Here is a 19,091-nt window from a genome sequence, read left to right as displayed (position 1 = left end):
CTTACTCCCGCACGCTACTTTCCTCATTAATAACTTCTTGTGCTCCAGCAACCGTCTTCTGGCGTCGAAGCCACCACACCAGCCAGCAACCAATGACAATCACCGCAGCCAACAGTGCGTACATCCACCACTGCCAGCCCGGTCCGTGGGAGGCGTCGAACACCGACTCCTCTCCCGGCTCCAAAGGAACCTGATGACCGCGCACCAACAAGCGGTGCGTATTGATCCCGTACGGGGTGCACGTAATCAGCGTGACGTAGTCCTGATCGGCGACTGGACGCAGACTATCCACTTCACTTGGCAGCACCACTTGGATGTCGTCTACGACGTATTTCAATTTGTGGCCAGCCACCTGGATGTAGAAAACATCCCCCTCAGAAGCAGAGTCGAGATGATCAAACATCGTCGAATTCGCCAGGCCGGTGTGCCCTGTAATGACGGAATGGGTTCCTAGTCCACCTACCGGCAAATCAGAGCCATACAAATGCCCCAGGCCCCGCTGCAGTGTCTTATCCGCGGTGCCATGAAACACCGGCAGATCGACGTCTATTGCTGGGAATACAAGGCGGGCCATCGCTTCGGTCTCACCCAACTGATTCAGATAAGCCTCATAATCGGGATTATCTACCCCGATACGGTTCAGCCACGGATCCAGAATCGGACCCGAAGTCTGCTCCTCGTTGTACGCATGCGCAGCATCCCATACGGAGTCTTGCACCTGCGCCGGTGTCTCTTTATCCAGTCTCGCATATTCCTGCGCTATCCGTGAGGCATTCCAGTTGTTCCAGGCAGTCGAGACCACTGGGTACAGCATCACCAACAACCCGACGACAACGACTATCACCGGAAGGACTAGACCTCCACGGCGCCTGTGCCGCCGGCTCGAATCTTGGTCTAACACCGAAGTCAACGACCCGCACCACCCAAATCAATGCCCCACGCGCAAACACCGCGCGACCGGGATAACAACGAGAGAGAAAGAAGGGAACTGCAATCTATTCCTAGCCCAGTCCCCTTACTGGGTCGAGCACCCTACGTTGGTTACCCGACCCGCAGTGCAGACCATCATGGATGGTCTGCACCACCGGAACTACGCCCGGTTATTAGTTGCGCGCGGTACGACGAGCGAACCAAGCACCAGCAGCAACAATCGCTGCGCCAATAGCAGCCAGGATGCCCACACCGGCACCACCGGTCATCGGCAGGTTCGGGGTGTCGCGCTTGATGTTTTCAATTTCAGAAACAAGGGTGACGGCGTCGTCACCCTCGAGCTCACCAGTCTTCGCGATGTTCTCGCGGGTGAACTCAATCTCGGTAACAGGGTTTTCCGGCAGTGCGTAGCCCGCCGGAGCCTTGGTTTCCTTCAGACAGAACTTCTTGATGTCGGTGACCGGTGCGTTATCTGCGAAGTCGGTGACGTGCAGTCCGTCGATGGTGATGGTGCCGTCCTCACCAGTGGTCCACTTGCTTGCACCGTTAATGGTCAGCGGGCTCTCGCCCAAATCGGAAGCCTTGGTGCACTGGTAGAGCTCGAACTCCGCGCCCTGCAGGACCTTACCGGCCTCCTTGCCGTCCTTCTTCACAACCTTCAGCTTGCCGTGGTAGGTCACGACCTCGTTGGTCTTGTTCTTGACCTCGTTGCCGGTATTCGGGTTGTTGAAGATGACATCAGCCTGGTTCTTCAGCTCAGTGGTGTCGCCCACTTCCTTGCGCTTGACCTCGAAGGTCAGGGACATCTTGTCACCGGACTTAACCTTGCCAAGGCCCTGCTCGGTCAGCTTAACGACGAGCTTGTTTCCGTTCTCAGTCGGATTGTTGACCTCGTAGTCACCGGCGCCCAGAGCGGTGTTACCAGCCTTAACCTCGGTAACCTTCTGGAAGTCCAAACGCTGGTCCAGCTGATCCTCAAAGCGGAAGGCAGTCGGGCTCTTGCCCTCGCCCCAGGTCGGAGCGTCGGCGTTAATGGTGTAGGTGTATGCGTCCTGGATGTGCTTGTCGGCGTCCTTGACGGTCTTCTCGGTCTTGGTCTCAGTGTTCTTCGGGTACGCAACGACATCGTAGTTCCACGCATTGGAATCCTGGTTGACCATTGGTACCGACACGATGAACGGAGCTCCTGTAACGATGCCGGCCGGAGCATCGGTCTCCTCAACGAGGTAGATACCCAAGTCCAGTTTCTCGAAGGCAACCTTGCCGTCGGCACCGGTGGTACGCTCGAACGTCTTATCGGTCTCGTGGCCTGCGGCGTCGGCAGCGGTCTTCGGGAACTTCGACCAGTCACCATTCTGCAGGTCGTAATCCAGCTTGGTGATCTTGTAGGTCACGCCAGCTAGCGCCTTGCCTGGGACGTCTGCCATTTCCCCACCGGTAGCCGGCGTGGTGGACTCAGCACCCTTCTTCTTGTAGAGAGTGATCGAGCCCTTCTTGGAGAAATCGATGTTTGCCTTGTTTACGGCACCCGACTCAGCAGCAGGCTGCTCAGCGACAGTACCGTCTTGCGCCAGGGCCCCCGGAGCGGAGATACCCATAGAGAGGCCAATGACGGCAGCGAAAGTAACCGAACGAGCGGTACGAGAGATCTTGTTCACGGAAACTGGTCCTTTACACGAGTTCTGAAATGAGACACCGCGCCTCATTGACTATGCGCAATCCACTCCGCACTGTTCACAGATCGCAGCCCGACGCATCGCTAAGAATCTTTCGCCCGTTGAGAGAAACAATTCTGAGAGCAAGAGGTATCTACGCAGGCCTCCAGCTTTGACTAACGGCAGCCTGTGGATTACATAGCTAGATCTTATACTCAGAGGCGAAAACAAAATACCCGGCAAATACTTGCCCCCTATAAAACCAGCTAGCCCCCCCTGATAATCCCCAACGTCCATTCTTGTACAAGAGATCATTTTCGCAGTTAAACTACAGTTTTCGCAGCCACCACCCCGCCGTAGAGTGAGAGCTACCACACCACCCCCTCAAGGGGGTAAATCCACCCAACTTTACGCCCGTCACATGCGGAAAAGTCAATACGCAGACTAAGCCTTCCGAGCAGAGTGTCGCGCAATAGCAGAGAACTTGACCATTAGCCCCGCCAATATTGGCAGGGAGCCAAAACCTTTGACGCGCAAACAAAAAGGAAGCGTCAAGGGGACAGCTTAGGCACGCTCGAAACAGTTTATATTCTCAGTTTCTAACAGAGCACACGACCAAGCGTTGATAGCATTAAGATTCCTTGCAAGCGCTCGCTAAGAACCGTCAGTGTCAGCTGCAGCACGAAGGAGCGCGGCGTACGCGCCGTCGCGTGCGAGGAGATCGTCGTGGGTGCCGCGCTCGACCACGCGGCCGGCGTCGAGGACGACGATTTGGTCGGCATCGCGGATGGTGGACAAACGGTGCGCAATAACCAGGCGGGTGGCGTCCGCGCCAAGCACTGCGTCCTGGATGGCGCGCTCCGTTTCGTTGTCGAGGGCCGAGGTGGCCTCATCCAGGATGAGCACTTGGGGTTGGCGCAGCAGCGTGCGGGCCAACGAGAGGCGCTGCTGCTCACCGCCGGAGAAGCGGTAGCCGCGCGATCCCACGAGAGTATCCAACCCGTCGGGAAGCGCGGCGATGACCTCGTCCACGCGCGCGGCGTTAAGCGCCGCCCACATCTGTTCCTCACTGGCATCCGGCTGTGCGAAGAGGAGGTTCTCCCGCACCGTGCCGTGAATCAGGTAGGTCTCCTGGGAGACCACGCCGATGACTGCCGAGCGTTGCTCGGCAGGAATGTCACGCAGGTCTACCCCACCTAAGAGCACGGCCCCTTCCGTTGGGTCGGCCAAGCGCACCAGAAGGGAAGCCACCGTGGATTTGCCGGAACCGGTATGCCCCACCAGGGCGGTAGTGGTGTGGGCGGGGATGGAAAGGGAGACGTCGGAAAGCGCGTCTGTGTCAGTGCCGGGGTAGCGGTAGGAGACGTGGTGGAGGGTGAGGGAGGAGTCGGCAAGCTGGGCGGGCTGGGTGGCCTCGGTGAGATCGGGATCTAGGTCGAGGTACTCGAAGATGCGGCTGAACAGCGCCATCGACGCCACCCACTGCGCGCCCACGTTAAGCAGGCCGGTAATCGGGCGGAAAATCTGGGTCTGCAGGGTACTAAACGCGATAAGCGTGCCAATCGTAATCCCCGGGCGCAGGCCGGCCACCAGGTAGATCAGCGCCGGCATGACCCCGAAAACGATTTGGGTCAGCGCCATGCGCCAGCGCCCGGCCAGCTGCGATTCCAGCTCCAAGCGGATGAGGGAGCGCGAGGTCTTCTCAAACGCGCCATAGACCCGCTCCTGCGCGCCCAGCGTGGCCGCCAGTCGCATGCCGGAGACCGACAGGTTCTCCGAAATGGTCTGCTGCAGCGTCGCCTGCGCGCGGCTGTTTTTCTCCATGAGGCTGCGGCGCAGCACGGCGGCGCGGCGGGTGAGCCACACTGCAGGCGGCAGCACCAGCAAGGACAGCAGCGACAGGGTTGGCGAGAGCGCCACCATTGCCACCAACGTGGCCACCGTCATGGTGAGGTTGCTGGCCACGGACGTCGCCGTGGTAGTCACCATGCCACGCATCGCCGCGATGTCATTGGTCAGGCGCGACTGAATCTCACCGCCGCGGTTGTTGGTAAAGAACTGCAGCGACTGGCGCTGGAGGTTGGCAAAGACCTGCGTGCGCAGCTCGTGCATGATGGTGTGCCCCACCCGCGCGGACAAGAAAGACTGGATAACGCCGATGGCCTGGGAGACCACGGTGATGGCCAGCATGCCGCCGACGAGCCACAGCAGCAGCGCGGTGTCGTGTTCAGGAATGGCCTCGTCCACGGTGCGGCGCACGAGGAAAGGCTGCGCCACAGTCAGCCCAGACGTCGCCACGATGAGTGCTACCACCAGCAGCAGCGTGCCGCGGTGCGCGGCGAACAGGCCGGCGACGCGAGCAAACTTCACCGGGTGCTGGGCCAGCTGATCGACGTCCGCTGGGTCCTTCACCGCGGTATGCATCGGCCGCGTCATAGTTTAACCGCAGGTGACGATGGGCTGCGGGTCATAAACCGTGGTGGTGGTCTCCCGAGAGATTTCCTTGCCGGAGAGGTCCTTAATCACGCGGGTATCGGACGTCGTGAAGCCCGGCGCGCCAGACGACGGCGAGCAGTCCTCGCTCACCGACTTGCGCTGCGGCTCGGTCTTGGCCCAGCGGCCGTTGTTGATGGACTCGACCTCAACCGTCTTCACTCCCTTGAAGCGCACGGTGATGTCGCTACCAAAGCTGGTTTCGATGCGCACCGGATGGTTAGAGGTATTCGTGAACTGCAGGTCAATCGCACCTTCGTACACGGTGGCCTCGCGGCCGGCCGGGTAGCGGGAAATGTAATAGGAGTGCGGGGTGTGCGCGGTATCCTCCATGCCGGCGAAGTACGCGGCGTTGTAGAGGGTGGTGGCGAACTGGGAAATGCCACCACCCACGGCCTTGCCCGCGTGGCCGTCGATGATGATGCCGGATTCCACGTAGCCCTGCGCGGTGCCGCGCGGGCCGGTGTAGCCGTTGAGGGAGAAGGTCTCGCCTGGGTTGACCACGGCACCGTTGACCTGCTGGGCCACCAGCCGGATGTTAGTGCCGGAGGCCCCGGAGAAGCCACCGGTGGAGAACTCCGATACGGTGTCATCGAAGGTGGCCTTCTCCGCCATCTCGGTGGTGAAATCCGCGGGGTCCGGCTTGTAGTCGGCATCCCACTCGCGGTTATCTTCGCTGCTCACGCGGTCTTCGAAACCGTCGAGGGTCTTCTCCCAATCGATGACGGAGCCATCCACTGAGGGCGTAATCTGTTTGTCGTTGCCGCTGAAGGAAATCTTGGCGTTGGTGCCGGGCACCTCGGAGCCTTGCATGCGCTCTTGGAAGAGCTCGCGCGCGCGGTCTTTATCCACCTTGAGGCGCAGCTCGCCGTCTTCGGCGGCGATGGAGACAAATTGGGAAATCTCCGGCTTGCGCAGGGTCCCGGCAGTGTTGTTCTCGCCCTTCAGGGTGAGCGGGTTATCCAGCGCGCGGGCGGCATCCCCGGTGCGCATGGCCTCAATCGCTTCATCATTAATCTGTGGCTCCACCACCATCGGCTCAACCTCAACGCCCTCGGGGTCGAGCCAGTGCTTGACGACGCCCTCGTGCAACTCCCCTTCTTCCACCGCCTGGCCGAGCTTGGGCTTGGTCTCTTTGAGGGAGCCGTCGATAAGCTCTAGGTTTCCATCCTCCGGTTCGATCTTCAGATCATTGCTCACGCGCTCGAGCTGGCCGGAGAGCTGGCCTTCATCGATGTCCACGGCGACAGGGATTTCCTGGGTGGGCTTGATGAAGCTGTACAGGCGCGAGAAGGGGTTCAGGGAGGCGTCAGGAATGCCGTCGACGGCCTTCTGATAATTCAGGCTCAGGCCAGCATCTTGAGGGATAAGCTGCGAGCTTTTCTCCCCGGCGCGGATATCCACGGGCTGGGCCGCGACATCCCCGAGTTCCTGCTCCAGCTTCTCCACCGCAGCGGTGCGCTCCATGCGGGAGATGTCCACGCCGCCGACCGACGTCGCGCGCGGAACCTTGTGCTGGTTGGCCATGACGTCCCACGCGTAGGCGATGCCGGCGATGAGTAGGAGGCCGACGAGCACACCAAGGGTCACATGGAGCCCCTTGCGTCGCTGCTGCCTATGTCCGATTGCCTTTTTCACGTGTACGAGATTAACGGCTGCCAGCTGGTTTTTACTAGTCGCCCTCGTGCTGGGCCACCACGTCGGCGGCCGCGTCGATGACCGCGTTGATGTCATCGTCGGTGGACCACAGCGGCATATCGGCACCTGCGGCAAGGGCTGCGGCCACGGCCTCCGGCACGCTGAAATTCTCCGAGATGGAAGCCATACCTCCCAGGTCATCGGTGTAAATCGTGCCCTCGAAGCCCAGCTCCTCGCGGGCTAGCTGGTAGGCCCGCGGGTTGAGGGAGGCCGGCTCCTCGCCCAGCCCAGGAACCACGAGGTGGCCCATCATGAGCGCTGCTTCCGGAGCTTGCGGGATTGCCGTGTGGAATGGCACGAACTCGCGGTCATACAGGTCTTCCAGGGGCGGGGTAACGGCCTCACCCAGGTGCGTGTCCCCGGAGGCGCGCCCGTGGCCGGGGAAGTGCTTGAACACGGCCTTCACGCCGGCAGCCTGCAGCCCGCGGGCAAAGGCCGCGCCATACTCGCCGGCGGCCTGTGGGTCGGTGGAGAAGGCGCGGTCGCCGACGACCTCCAGGTCTCCCCCATCCACGTCGAGCACCGGGGCGAAGTCCACCGTCACGCCGTGGGCGCGCAGGCTGTGCCCGATTTCCGTGGCTAGGGCCTCGACCTCTTCTGGGCTATGGCCCTCCGCCATGGCCTGCGGGGAGGGGTAGTCGCCCAAGATTTCGGAAAAGCGCTGCACGCGCCCGCCCTCGAAGTCGATGGAGACCTCGAAGTCGCGGCCCATTTCCTCGCGCAAAGCGTTCACTCCCCGCGGGCCATCGCTGAGCAGCTCGGGGTCGGCCCAGCTCGGGATGAAGAGCCCACCTACACCGGCTTCCAGCTTCGCCCGGGCATCCTCGTAGTTCAGTGCCGGCGGCATGAGCTTGGCGGCGGCGCGGGCGCGAACATCCTCGGGCGCGGCTTCCTGTGGTGTCGAGTCCCCCGACGCGGCGCTAGTGGGCGCGGCGCTGGTTTCGCTGGGCGGGGCGTCGGAAAGCACGGGCTCCTCGCTACACGCGCTCAGCGCACAGCTAGCACTCAACAAGAGGGCGGGCATTGCTTTTCTCATGCCCACCAGTGTGCCTGAAGCACCCGCGCGGGCAACACCTGGTTGTTAGGATGGCCACATGAATAACGGAGAGACCATGCTCATTGCCTATGACGGCTCCGACCGCGCCGACCGCGCCCTCGAGTACGCCGCGCGGCTTCTACGCCCCACCGACGTCGAAATCCTCACCGCCTGGGAGCCCTCTGCGCGCCAAGCCGCCCGCGCGGTCAGCCGGACTGGGCTGCACCAGTCCACGGTCTCGCCGGACAGCGTAGAAGATGATCCGGCCTATGAGGAGGCCTTGGCTATCTGCCGCCAGGGAATCGCCAAGGCGGAGACCTTGGGTTTGCGGGGCCATGCCCACCTGGTGGAATCCGTAACGACGATTCAGAGCGCGATTGTCGACGCCGCCCACGAACTCGACATCGACGTCATCGTCACCGGCACCCGCGCGCTCACCGGCTTCCGCTCGCTGTGGACCAATTCCACGGCGGAGTACATCGTGCGCAATGCGGGCCTGCCGGTCTTCATCGTGCCGCCGGAGAACGATGAAGAGGACGACGCGGAAGAAAGCGACTCCTAAAGGCAGCTTTTAGCTGCTAGAATCTGGCGCCATGGCATTCGACAGCGATTCCCTCAACAAGCGCACCCTGGGCCCGGCCCTGGGCAGCGCGGTCGTCGGCGTGGCGCTGGGAGTCGTAACCATCCTGGGCATTGCCCAATTCTCGCAGGCAGATGCCGTACCGAACGATAACTCCGTCAAGGCCTCCGACGCCGTGATGGGCGGGCCGGAGTACGGCTCCCGCGAGTAGCGTGCGCGCACGCATCGGGGGGCTTTTCTTTTTAGCCCTCGTGGTTCTGGTGCAGCCGTGGGGGCTGACCGCCGCCGATACCAAGCACGATCTGGTGGCCAACCCGGCTGGGTTTTTGGCCGGCGCGCTGCATGCTTATACCGATACTTTCACGCTGGGCCAGCTACAGAACCAGGCCTATGGCTATCTCTTCCCGCAGGGCTTGTTCTTCTTGCTGGCGGATCCACTTCCGGATTGGATAGCGCAGCGCGCCTGGTGGTTCTTAGTCCTGGCGGTGGGCTTTCTGGGTTTCTTCCGCGTGGTCCGCACAGTACTTCCCGCCGCGCCGGGCTATGCCGCGCTGATGGGCAGCCTCCTCTACGCGCTCTCCCCGCGCACGCTGACCACGCTGGGCGCGATTTCCTCGGAGACCTGGCCGGTCATGCTAGCACCCTGGGTGCTGCTGCCCTTCCTGCGGCCGGGCACACTGGGCTGGCGGGATGCCGCGCCCTCGGTCGTCGCAGTGGCGTACATGGGCGCGGTCAACGCCACGGCCACGCTGGCTGCCTGCTTGCCGGCGGGTGTGATTCTGTTGTGGCGGCGCGCGGGCAAGACTGGCCTGGCCTGGTTGGCCGGTTGCGCGGCGGTATCCGCGTGGTGGATTATCCCGCTGCTCATCTTGGGCCGCTATGCCCCGCCCTTTACGGAATTCATCGAGTCCGCCGGCGTAACCACTCGCTGGCTTAACCTGGCAGAAATCCTGCGCGGCACCACCAGCTGGGCGCCGTTTGTGGATACCGAGCGCGTCGCCGGCAATGAGCTGGCCACCGAGCCGGTCTTCGTGCTCGTCACCGTGAGCGTTGCCACCTTAGGCCTGGTGGGCCTGTCCCGCCTGCCGCGACTCTGGTCTGCGATGTTGCTCGTGGGCGTGGCCGTACTGGGCACGCATGCCGCCTGGTACCTCGACGCGCTCGACGGCCCGCTGGCCGCGCTGCGCAACGTGCACAAGTTCGACCCGCTGGTGCGCCTCCCGCTGCTGCTCGGCGTGGCCGCGATTGCCGCCCGGGTGAGGTTGCCGCGGACGTTGTCCCCGGGGCGTCGTGAAGCAGCGGGCCTTCTGGTGTGCCTCGTGGTGGTGGGCGCGACCGCCCCCGCCTGGGCAGGCCGGCTGCTGCCGAAGGGCGCCTACGAGGAGGTTCCCGCCTATTGGCACGAAGCCGCCTCTTTCATGAACTCGCTGGATACGCGCGTGCTCATCTACCCCCCGGCCTCCTTTGCGCGGCAGGACTGGGGCTGGACGCGTGACGAGCCGGCGCAGCCGCTTCTCGACGTCCCCTGGGCCGTCCGCGACGCCGTTCCCCTCATCCCGCCCGAGGCTATCCGTGGCCTGGACGGTGCGATGGCGCAGATTTCCCGTGATCCCGCGTCCGCGCCTTATGTGTTGCAGCGCCTGGGCATCGGGGCCGTCGCGGTACGCCACGACCTGATTTCTGGTTCTTCGGTCCATATTCCAGGCGAGGTCCACACCTTCGGGGAGGTCGATGTCGTTGTCTTCGACCGCGACCTCTCCATGAACCTGGCGCCTGCGGATCCGCCACGCGTGGCGGGCGGTGGGGAATCGCTCGCGCTCCTCTCCGGTCCCCATGAACTCGTCTCCGCCAACGCCGACATCGTGACCGACACACCCACCTTGCGCGACCGCAACTACGGCACGCTTACCGGCCCGGTCTCCGCGCCGCTAGCCCCTGATGACCCCTCCACCGTGCGCAATCGCCTGCGCGATTACCCCTCCGCCGGCCCTCTGACCCAAGTGGTGGAGCACGATGGTCGCGTCACCGCGTCCTCGTCTTCCGCGGATGCCTCTTCCTTCGGCGGGGCGAACCCGGCGCGCGCTCTCACCGCGGCCGTTGACGGCGAGAACTCCACCGCGTGGTGGCCAGCGCCCGGCGATTCCGGCTGGTTGGAGCTGCACTCCGACTCCACGTGGACCTCGCCCACGCTGCGTCTAATGACCACCGGCACGACTGAGGTGACCATCCACAACGGCGATTCCAAGGTGACGGTCACCATGGAGGCCTACCGCGCCCGCGATATTCGCGTGCCCGGCGCGAAGGCCTCCACCATCCGCATCGAGCCGCAGCGCCGCACCGGGATTGCGGAGGCGTCCATCGTGGACCAGCCCACCCCGCGGCGCCTCATCACCGTGCCCGATACCTCGCCCGATGCCGAGCAGTTCCTCTTCCAGCAAGACAACGAGCACATCCTCATCCGCTCCTTTACTACCCCGCGCGACATGACAGTGCGGGTCTCCGGTGAGAAGACAGTGCTTATCGACGGCTCCCCCCACGCCCCCAACTCCACCCTCAATCTGTCCGCCGGGCAGCACCTCCTGCGCACCACCGGCGACTGGGCGGCCCTGACCGATACCGCGTCCTCCCTGCCCGATCCCCTCCCCGCCTCCTCGCGTGCAGCTTCCGAGGACAAAACCGGTTCCTCCGCGGACCCGGCCGCCGCCGCTGCCGACCCATCCGACACCGGCTATACCCCGCTCGCTTCCGGCGAGCCCATCGAGCCCGCCGACCACGACCGCCTCCTTATCACCGGCCGCGCCTTCAACGAGGGCCTGCGCGGCGAGCTGCGCTCCCGCAGCACAGCCGCGGTCTCGACGTCAGGTTCGGCACAAGACTCAGCGCCGGACTCAACGCCGGCCTCCAGCTCGGAACCGCAGGCCCTCGAACCGCGCTCCATCGATGCCGACACGCAAGCCTTCCTCATCCCCGCCGGCGCTAGCGGGACCTTCCACATGTCCTTCGTGGCTGACCGCGCCTACCGCGTGGGCCTCGGCCTCGGCGGCGCGCTCGCCGCGCTGACCACCGCACTGTGCCTGCTCGTCATGGCCCGTCGCCCCCGCCATTCCGCTACCTCTGTCGCGGCTGCGTCTTACGCAGCTCACGACGCAGCCTCGACCAGCCCAGCCAGCTCCACCACTTCCGTTGCTTCTCGTACGCTCTCCCCTGGCCGTGTTTCTCCCTCGGCTTCGCTCCTACTTATCGTGCTCATTGTCTTAACCATGACACTCGTCGCGGGGTTGCCCGGTGTGGCCGCCGCTGCCGCGGCGTGGGGCGTTACCCGCTGGACCACGCTGCGCCCCGACTACTTAGCGGGCGCGCTCACCTTGGCCGCGGGCGCGATGCTCGCCCGCGCCCCCTGGCCCGCGGAGGGCTACGCCGGCGATTCGCTGCTCGTGCAACTGCTGTGCGTCGCGGCTATCACGTGTGCCTGCCTCCCGCCCCGCCGCACGTCCTAGATACGCGGCCCCGCCCCAGATGGTTCCCCTCAAAAGGCATTAGTCAGAAGGTGTCTTTGGGGTCAAGGAAACCATCTGCGGCGATGTAAAAGGTTTGTTTGGGGGCAAGGAAACCGTTTGACTAATGCCTTCTGGAAAATGCCATGTGTGAAGTGGCGTCTACGACCCCACCGAACCGGCGGAATCAGTCGAGCCAGCGGCGCTGGCGAGGGATCCGGAGCCCACGGTAGCGGAATGGGATCCGGAACTGGCAGAGCTCGCAGAAGCGGAGCCGGCAGGGCTATCTGCCTGGCGCGGTAACGAACGCGGGACGGCGATGCGGCCGCGAGTAAAGGCGAGAGAGCGGATGAGGTCGCGGCCGGGGACCTCCACAAGCACGTAGGTCGCAGCGGACAGCACACAGCTGACCACCACCGTAAAGACCAGTACCACCGCGAAATCCCAGGCAGCACCCGAGAAGGCAGACACGCCCAACAGCGGGAAAGCGATGGCCAGCACCGCCACATGCCACATGAAAACCCCATAAGACCAGCGGCCCAGCGCCCGCATCACAGCGGAGGAGAGCCAGCTTTCGCGCGGTGCCAGCGCTACCGGCACCACGATGCAAGCCCCGCACACCGCCCCCGCCGCAATGCGCCGCGCAAACTCACCCGGTTCTGGATGCACCAAGCCCTGCGGGCCGAACCACTCGCGGCTGGCCAGCCACACGCAGCCCGCGGCCACCACCCAACAAGCGAGCCGCACAATGCGCCCAGCGCGCAGGCGCACCCCAGCCGCCTCAGCCTCCGCGGCCAACATTCCCACCGCGAACCACGAAAAGTACGCCGGCGGCCAAATCTGCGTGTTGATATCGCCGGATTCATAACCGGCGACAAAGGGTAGGAAGCCCCACAACAGACTCAGCACGCTAGCAACCGCAATGAGCACAACCCGCCAACGCACAGAAAACCTATCCAATCCCCACGCCAACAGCGGCAACACCGCATAGAAGGCGAACTCCACGCACAGCGACCACAATTGCGTAAGCCCGGGAACCAGGCCATCGGCAATATAGAGCTGCGTACCAGTCAGGTTGGTGATGACTTGCGGGAGGGTTAAGGGGGAGGCGTCGGGAAGCAAGGCGAGTGCCGCCACCACGCACACCACATACAGCGGTGCCAAGCGCGCCACGCGGGAAAGAAGATACTGCCCCGCCGTGTGCGCGTGCCGCCGGCGCCACAGCAAGAAACCACTGAGCACGAAGAAGACCGCCACCCCATAATCCAGCCTCTCAGCCCAGGCCCAGCCGGTTGCCGTCTGGAAAGACACGTGCGTGATCACGACCGCCAACGCTGCCAGCGCACGCACGCCTTCGAGCTCAGGGAGAAAGCGCATGGCCCACTACGATACTATTTCTGCAGTGAATCCCTCGACCGATCGGAGCTGACGTGTTCCTTCGCTCCCGCCTAGCGCAGGTGACGATTGCCGCCGCGGTGTTCCTCATACTCGGGTCCATCCTTCCGCCGCTGTATAACAACCAGGCCCGCCCGCTGCCCAGGGACCTCGACATCACGGTCCGCGCGGAACAGGACGGGGTCGAGTTCACCCGCCACACCACGACTGCCTCTGCGGAGAAGGATTCCGTGGCCCGCGCACAATCCACCACCACGCTCACCTTGGACAGCGACACCGTCGTGCACATCACCGAGGAATCCCTGCTCAACCGCGAGTCCACCTACCCGGTGGCGGGCCCGAACACGACGCAGAATATCGAGCTTCCCGCCCTTGACCTGCAGGTGGAAGACCAGGTCGAGCGCGACGGCATCAGCTACTTCTTCCCCGCCGGGGCGGAACAGCGCTCCTACCCTTTCTTCGACCCACTCACCCAGGACGCGGAGCCCATCGACTTTCTGCGCGACGAGAAGCTCGACGGCATCCCCACCTACGTCTTCCGCCAGGATGTCGCGCCGGTTTCGCTCGCGGAGGTCTTCGACCTCGATGCTCGTCGCTCCGGCCCGGCGGGTGATTTCTACTCGCCCGAATCCCTGGAACGCTACAACCTCAAGCCGAAATCGCACGTCATCCTCGAGCCCTTCTACGCGGTGAGCCGCACCGTGTGGGTCGAACCCACGACCGGCACCATCGTCAACGAGGAGGAACACCCGCGCATCTTCTGGGCCACGGATGCGAGCCAGGCCCAGGCCATGGTCGACGCCGATGACACACAAGAACGCGCGCTTCTCGACGTCCCCCTCTCCTGGTCCGATTCCACCCGCACCGAACGCCTCGACTCGGTTCGCAGGGTCATCGATACGGTCAAGGTCTTGAGCCTCGTCGGCTGGCTGGGCAAGGCCATCGGCGTGGCATTGTTGGCGGTGGCGGCCGCGATGTTCATGCGCCGTCATGCCGCCCAGAGCGCGTAGGCGCCCGTGACTACCTCCCTTGCGACGCGCGCCGCCCTCGGCGCGTGGGGCGTGGTGCTCGTGCTCGCGGTGTGCTGGCCTTTTGTGCTGCCCGGCGAGTTCCTGTGGCGCGACATGGTGCTGATTGATAACCCAGCTCTGAGCGCCTCTGCCTTCGGCGCCGGCGACCTGCCCGCACGCAATGCTCCGCAAGACGGGGTGCTGGCCCTGTTCGGCGGGGCGTGGCTGGCCCGGGTTTTTATCCTTGCTGCTGCGAGTGCCTCGGCGTGGGTGGCGGGTCGATGGGCGTGCCAGCGCACACAGTTCAGCCCGTGGGCAGCAGCCGCGGCGATGGCGTGCGCGGTGGCCAATCCTTTCGTCATCGAGCGCCTCTTGCAGGGCCAGTGGTCGCTGGCGGTCGCGGCCTGGCTGGCGCCCGTGATCGCATGGGGTTGCCTCGCTGCGCACCCGCGCGTGGCGTGGCTAGCGCTGTGGGCCGCGTCCTTGACGCCCACCGGCGGGCTCTTCGGGGGCCTCATCGCGGTTGTCTGTGAGCGCGAGGGGCGAAGAAGGTGGCTCTTCGCTGGCGGCTCAGTCTTGCTGTGGTTGCCGTGGCTGGTTCCAAGCCTCGTGGGCGGTGTTCTCACCGCCCCTGCCGCTCCCGGCGACCCCGCCGCCCAAGCCGCGGCCTTCGCCCCGCGCGCGGAGGCCTACGTGGGAACGGTCGGTTCGCTTCTCGGTTTCGGCGGCATCTGGAATGCTGCAGCCGTGCCGGCGTCCCGCGAGCAGGGCTTCGCCCTAGCGGGACTTGCCGTCGCCGCGCTCGCCATTCTTGGCGCCACCCGCCTTCCCCGGCGCGAGCTGCGCCCGCTGGCAGTCCTGGCGGTTCTTGGCATGGGCCTGGCCATCCTCGGCGCACTCGCCCCCGGTCTCATCGCCTTCGCCGTCGAGCACATCCCAGGCGCGGGCCTGGTGCGTGATTCCTCCAAGCTCACCTTTCTCGCCCTGCCGCTGGCCGTCGCGGGAATCGGAGCCCTGCACCAGCTTCCCGCAGCGCTCGCCCTGTGCGCCTGCTTGCTCCAGGCACCCGATGCACCGCGGGAACTCGCCGTGTTACGCCCACGCGAAACGGGCATCGACCGCAAGCTCGTCGAAGACCTCGACGGGCGCCTCACCTTCTTCGCCGACCGCCCCGCCATGGTGCCGCTTGACGGCGGCATCGCCCTCGACCCCTACTCCAAAGCCGCCAACAAACTCGACTCCGGCGAGCTCACCGTCGACGGTGTGACAGTGGATGAGCCATCGCCGCGTTACCTCGCAGCCGCCGAGGCCTGGACCAACCGCGACCTCGACCGGCTGGAAGAGCTCGGTGTGGGCGCGGTCGTCGAGGACGGCCGCATCGCCGCCACCACTAACGCGCAACCGGCATCCGCCCCGTGGGGGCTTAGCGCCGCTTGGTGCGCACTTCCGCTTCTAGTAATTCTTCGAAGCGCGCGCCGGTCTTCTCCCACGAAAAAGTAGCCGCCAATTCGCGGGCAGCCTGGCCGAGGCGGGTGCGGAGGAGGGGGTCGTCGACAAGCATGCGCACCGCCGGAGCGAACTCGGACTCGTGGTGGACCAGCACGCCCGTCTTGCCGTCGATGACGCTGTCTTGCAGGCCAAATGCATAACCCACCGTGGGAACTCCATGTTGGGCCGCCTCCATGACTGCCAACCCCCAGCCTTCCTTGCGAGACGGCATGAGGTGAACGTCGGCCCGGGCGAGCAGTGCATGTTTATAGTCCTCGGTGACCTGGCCGCGGAAGCGCACGCGGTCCTCCACCCCGTGGGCGCGCGCATACTCGCGCAGGTGGGATTCCCACCAGCCGGAACCGATGACGTCGAGAAGCGCGCCCGGAATCCGCGCCACGGTGTCCATCGCGTGCTCAATCTGCTTATGCGGCACCAGGCGTGACAGCGTCACCAGGTGGATGTCAGCCTCGCGCTCCAAGGTGGGCACGTGAGACGGCAGGGGGTCCACGCCGTTCTCAATGATGTGCGCGCCGTGAATCCCCAACTTCTCCAAGTCGCGCTTCGAGGCCTCCGAGACCGTCACCCACGTGTTGCGGCGATACAGCGCGGGCACCACGCGGGATTCCAGGAACCACCCCAGCCGCGCCAGCACGGGCCCGGCCACCGGCCACTGCTCGCGGTGGCAGTGATGCGTCAGGATCACCACGGGCGCGCGGGTGGCCAGGCGCGCGAAGAAGGGAATGCCGTTGTGGGTATCCACCACGACGTCAGCGCCGCGCGCACCAAACAGCATCCACAACAACGCACGCGGATACACGCTGAACTTGGCCCCGGCGCGCGAATAAAGCACGCCGTTGCGGCGCTCGCGCTTGGCGGCGTTCATGTGGCGCGCGCTGCGGAAGACCACCTCGTGGCCCTGAGCAGCGAGGTATTCCCCGACGCGCTCGAGGTAGCGCTCGGAACCGCCACCTTGCGGGTGGGTGGAATCGCGCCAGCACAAAAGAAGGATTTTCATGACGATGCTTTAGCCTAGTGGGTTATGAAACGCACTCGTGCCTTGGCCACACTGCGCCGCTCCTGGCGGCTGCTGCGCTCCTTCCGCTTTGAGCAGTCAGCGCCTGCGGTCTTTTACGGCGGCTTAGCCCAAGACACCGCCGCGCTTGTCGACGCCCTCTCCCGCGACCATTCCCTCTCCCTCACCGGCGCGCGCGTGCTCGACGTCGGGGGCGGGCCCGGGTATTTCGCTTCGGCCTTTGCCCAGCGCGGGGCCAGCTATGTGGGGCTGGAGCCGGACGTGGGTGAGATGGCCGCCGCCGGCATCGAAGTGGCCCAGGCCGTGCGCGGCGATGGCACGTGCCTGCCTTTTGCGGATAGCACCTTCGACATCACGTATTCCTCCAACGTGGCCGAGCACATCCCCAACCCGTGGGACATGGGCGAGGAAATGCTGCGCGTGACCAAGCCCGGCGGACTGGTTATCCTCAGCTACACGGTGTGGCTGGGACCCTTCGGCGGGCACGAGACCGGCCTGTGGGAGCACTACGTGGGCGGCGAGTTCGCCCGGGACCGCTATACCCGCCGCCATGGGCACCCACCGAAGAACGTCTTTGGCTCCTCGCTCTTTGCGCTTTCCGCACGCGAAGGCCTGGACTGGGCGCGCGGCGTGACGTCGCAAGGCTCGCAGCTCCTCGCGGCCTTTCCTCGCTACCACCCTGCCTGGGCCTGGTGGGTGACCAAGGTGCCGGTGCTGCGGGAGCTTGTGACCTCCAACCTGGTCATCGTCCTGCGCGCCTGATGGCTGAGTCAGACTTAGTCGAGGCGCCTGCGCAGAGAAGCCAGCCAGAGCGCCACGCCCACGGCCGCGAAGTACACCAGCGCCCCGTCACGGCCCCAAGGCGGGAATAGCGCCACGTCCTGGCCGGTAGCGAAGACGCCGTTGAGGAAGGGCAGCCAGCCGGTGAGGCGCGCGCCGCCGGGGATGAGCCACAGCGCGTTTTCTACCAAGAGCGCCCAGACCGTCAGCGCCGCGATGCTCAACGCCGGGGAGCGTAGCAGCCGGCCCAGCGCCACACCGTAGCCCACCGCCAACCACGCGTACACCGGGCCGAGAGCCACCATGCGCAGGCCCGCGAAGAAGTTCACCTGCCCATAGAGCACCGGGAAGAACGTGGGCAGGAGCAGCAGGCACAGGCTGACGCTGAGCAGTGTCGCGGCCGCCGCGAGCGCGCCCAGGAAGCACCAGCGGGCCAGCTGATCCAGCCCTGACCACGGCGCCGCCGCACGCAAGGCCCGCGATCCGGCGGTGGCCTGCGCCCACGCCCCCAATGCCGCAAACACGATGCTGCCCAGGTAGATGGGCCAATACGCCGCATTAGTAGTGTCCACGGACTGCGCCTGAAGGATGCCTCCCGCGGACTGGACGTGCTCCGCCACCGCTGCCACCCCGAAGGTCACCGCCAGCGGCAGCGCAAACCCCAGCGGCACGGCGACCCGCACCAGCGGGCCGCGCGCCCCGCCCAGGCGCACAGACTCGGCGCGCAGGCTTATCCGCCAGCGTTGCCACGCCTTCATGCCCGTGCCCCTAGCTCCGGGATCAGCGCCGCCACGGCGGATTCGAGGTCGGGGGCGCCGGTGGAGGCGATGACGTCCTCAAGGGAGCCGTGGGCAAGAGCCGTGCCCTGGCTGAGGATGGTTACCGAGGCGTCGGCAACCTCGGTCGTGGCCTCCACCTCGCGCAGATGATGCGAGGCCACGATCACGCAGCGACCCTCCTCCGCCCACGCGGCAAGCAACTCACGCAGCCACCACACGCCCTGGATATCTAGGCCGTTGAGCGGCTCATCCAGCACAATGTTGCGCGGGTTTCCCGCCAAGACGCTGGCGATCCCCAGGCGCTGGCGCATGCCCAACGAGTAACCTCCGATGGGGCGCCGCGAGGCCTCCTCGAGCCCGACGGCCCGCACCAGCGCCTCCGCCTTTTCCACCGGCGCGCCTGCGAGGGCGCACATCCACTGCAGGTGGCGCAGGCCGGTGTGCTGCGGTGAGAAATCTTCTGCGCTCAAGTAGCTGCCCACGTGGCGCAACGGATAGTCGGTACCGCGCAGCTCCCGCCCGTCCACCAGGACCCTGCCGCCGCGCGGGCGCAAGCTTCCGGAAAGGCAGCCGAGGAGCGTCGACTTTCCGGTGCCGTTAAGCCCCACGACGTAATTGATGCGGCCATCAGCGAAGGTGCAAGAAAGGTCGCGCACAGGCGCGGCTGTGCGGCGCGAGCCATACCAGTGGCTCAGGTTGTCAACGTCAATCACGCCG

15 protein-coding genes are annotated in these 19,091 nt (G+C 65.0%); 6 read left to right on the top strand and 9 right to left on the bottom strand.

The genetic code is table 11. The features are described from left to right. Window position 1: 1 nt before the first annotated feature. The 5 genes from HMPREF2635_RS01075 to HMPREF2635_RS01055 form a co-directional block, all read right to left on the bottom strand. Window positions 2-910 (bottom strand): class C sortase, encoded by a 909-nt coding sequence (locus tag HMPREF2635_RS01075; protein WP_070821119.1) that lies wholly within the window; start codon window positions 908-910, stop codon window positions 2-4. 193 nt (window positions 911-1,103) lie between these two features. Then, window positions 1,104-2,588, bottom strand: coding sequence for a SpaH/EbpB family LPXTG-anchored major pilin (locus tag HMPREF2635_RS01070; protein WP_070821118.1), 1,485 nt, complete (start codon window positions 2,586-2,588; stop codon window positions 1,104-1,106). A 651-nt stretch (window positions 2,589-3,239) separates the two neighbouring features. Beyond that, window positions 3,240-5,021 carry an ABC transporter ATP-binding protein gene (locus HMPREF2635_RS01065; RefSeq protein ID WP_070821117.1) on the bottom strand — a complete coding sequence of 594 codons (1,782 nt, stop codon included), beginning with the start codon at window positions 5,019-5,021 and terminating at the stop codon, window positions 3,240-3,242. Window positions 5,022-5,024: 3 nt separating this feature from the next. Further along, entirely contained in the window at window positions 5,025-6,716 is a 1,692-nt protein-coding gene (locus HMPREF2635_RS01060) for a VanW family protein (protein ID WP_210401580.1), read from the bottom strand. 34 nt (window positions 6,717-6,750) lie between these two features. Continuing rightward, a complete protein-coding gene (locus tag HMPREF2635_RS01055) occupies window positions 6,751-7,812 on the bottom strand; it encodes a glycoside hydrolase family 3 N-terminal domain-containing protein (protein ID WP_070821115.1) in 1,062 nt (353 codons plus the stop codon). 58 nt (window positions 7,813-7,870) lie between these two features. Between HMPREF2635_RS01055 and HMPREF2635_RS01050 the strand changes: the two genes are divergently transcribed. The 3 genes from HMPREF2635_RS01050 to HMPREF2635_RS13780 are packed head-to-tail and all read left to right on the top strand — an operon-like array spanning window position 7,871 to window position 11,889. Then, window positions 7,871-8,374 (top strand): universal stress protein, encoded by a 504-nt coding sequence (locus HMPREF2635_RS01050; protein WP_070821114.1) that lies wholly within the window; start codon window positions 7,871-7,873, stop codon window positions 8,372-8,374. 31 nt (window positions 8,375-8,405) lie between these two features. Beyond that, window positions 8,406-8,603, top strand: coding sequence for a DUF2613 domain-containing protein (locus HMPREF2635_RS01045; protein WP_010188604.1), 198 nt, complete (start codon window positions 8,406-8,408; stop codon window positions 8,601-8,603). A gap of 1 nt (window position 8,604) precedes the next feature. Further along, window positions 8,605-11,889 carry an alpha-(1->3)-arabinofuranosyltransferase domain-containing protein gene (locus tag HMPREF2635_RS13780; RefSeq protein WP_070510954.1) on the top strand — a complete coding sequence of 1,095 codons (3,285 nt, stop codon included), beginning with the start codon at window positions 8,605-8,607 and terminating at the stop codon, window positions 11,887-11,889. A 159-nt stretch (window positions 11,890-12,048) separates the two neighbouring features. Here HMPREF2635_RS13780 and HMPREF2635_RS01035 read toward each other — a convergent pair whose 3' ends face one another. Next, the gene (locus HMPREF2635_RS01035) at window positions 12,049-13,263 is read right to left on the bottom strand and encodes an acyltransferase family protein (RefSeq protein WP_070821113.1); all 1,215 of its coding nucleotides are present in this window, start codon (window positions 13,261-13,263) and stop codon (window positions 12,049-12,051) included. Window positions 13,264-13,316: 53 nt separating this feature from the next. Between HMPREF2635_RS01035 and HMPREF2635_RS01030 the strand changes: the two genes are divergently transcribed. Beyond that, window positions 13,317-14,291, top strand: a complete 975-nt coding sequence (locus HMPREF2635_RS01030) for a PorA family protein (RefSeq protein WP_049156963.1) — start codon at window positions 13,317-13,319, stop codon at window positions 14,289-14,291. A gap of 6 nt (window positions 14,292-14,297) precedes the next feature. After that, the gene (locus HMPREF2635_RS01025; protein WP_070821112.1) at window positions 14,298-15,791 is read left to right on the top strand and encodes an MmpA family trehalose lipid delivery protein; all 1,494 of its coding nucleotides are present in this window, start codon (window positions 14,298-14,300) and stop codon (window positions 15,789-15,791) included. Here the strand turns inward: HMPREF2635_RS01025 and HMPREF2635_RS01020 are convergent. Then, window positions 15,715-16,797 (bottom strand): glycosyltransferase family 4 protein, encoded by a 1,083-nt coding sequence (locus tag HMPREF2635_RS01020; protein WP_070821111.1) that lies wholly within the window; start codon window positions 16,795-16,797, stop codon window positions 15,715-15,717. The genes HMPREF2635_RS01025 and HMPREF2635_RS01020 overlap by 77 nt on opposite strands. A gap of 24 nt (window positions 16,798-16,821) precedes the next feature. Between HMPREF2635_RS01020 and HMPREF2635_RS01015 the strand changes: the two genes are divergently transcribed. Then, window positions 16,822-17,577, top strand: coding sequence for a class I SAM-dependent methyltransferase (locus tag HMPREF2635_RS01015; RefSeq protein ID WP_070821110.1), 756 nt, complete (start codon window positions 16,822-16,824; stop codon window positions 17,575-17,577). A 14-nt stretch (window positions 17,578-17,591) separates the two neighbouring features. On the opposite strand, the gene HMPREF2635_RS01010 is transcribed toward HMPREF2635_RS01015, so the two are convergent. Together HMPREF2635_RS01010 and HMPREF2635_RS01005 are read right to left on the bottom strand one after the other, a co-directional pair. Next, entirely contained in the window at window positions 17,592-18,353 is a 762-nt protein-coding gene (locus HMPREF2635_RS01010; protein ID WP_049156979.1) for a hypothetical protein, read from the bottom strand. Next, window positions 18,350-19,087, bottom strand: a complete 738-nt coding sequence (locus HMPREF2635_RS01005) for an ABC transporter ATP-binding protein (RefSeq protein ID WP_049156956.1) — start codon at window positions 19,085-19,087, stop codon at window positions 18,350-18,352. Before HMPREF2635_RS01005 ends, HMPREF2635_RS01010 begins: the two co-directional genes overlap by 4 nt. Between the last annotated feature and the right edge of the window lie 4 nt (window positions 19,088-19,091).

The sequence above is a fragment of the Corynebacterium sp. HMSC035E02 genome (assembly GCF_001836065.1).
GTDB classification, from domain to species: Bacteria; Actinomycetota; Actinomycetes; order Mycobacteriales; family Mycobacteriaceae; genus Corynebacterium; species Corynebacterium hiratae.
The sequence above is the reverse complement of the archived record's forward strand: the minus strand, read 5'-3'. Positions and strand labels throughout refer to the sequence as shown.

Coding starts and splice junctions, on each gene's coding strand:
- HMPREF2635_RS01015 (WP_070821110.1), top strand. CDS start 16,822: ATGAAACGCACTCGTGCCTTGGCCACACTGCGCCGCTCCTGGCGGCTG.
- HMPREF2635_RS01035 (WP_070821113.1), bottom strand. CDS start 13,263: ATGCGCTTTCTCCCTGAGCTCGAAGGCGTGCGTGCGCTGGCAGCGTTG.
- HMPREF2635_RS01050 (WP_070821114.1), top strand. CDS start 7,871: ATGAATAACGGAGAGACCATGCTCATTGCCTATGACGGCTCCGACCGC.
- HMPREF2635_RS01055 (WP_070821115.1), bottom strand. CDS start 7,812: ATGAGAAAAGCAATGCCCGCCCTCTTGTTGAGTGCTAGCTGTGCGCTG.
- HMPREF2635_RS01010 (WP_049156979.1), bottom strand. CDS start 18,353: ATGAAGGCGTGGCAACGCTGGCGGATAAGCCTGCGCGCCGAGTCTGTG.
- HMPREF2635_RS01045 (WP_010188604.1), top strand. CDS start 8,406: ATGGCATTCGACAGCGATTCCCTCAACAAGCGCACCCTGGGCCCGGCC.
- HMPREF2635_RS01020 (WP_070821111.1), bottom strand. CDS start 16,797: ATGAAAATCCTTCTTTTGTGCTGGCGCGATTCCACCCACCCGCAAGGT.
- HMPREF2635_RS01065 (WP_070821117.1), bottom strand. CDS start 5,021: ATGACGCGGCCGATGCATACCGCGGTGAAGGACCCAGCGGACGTCGAT.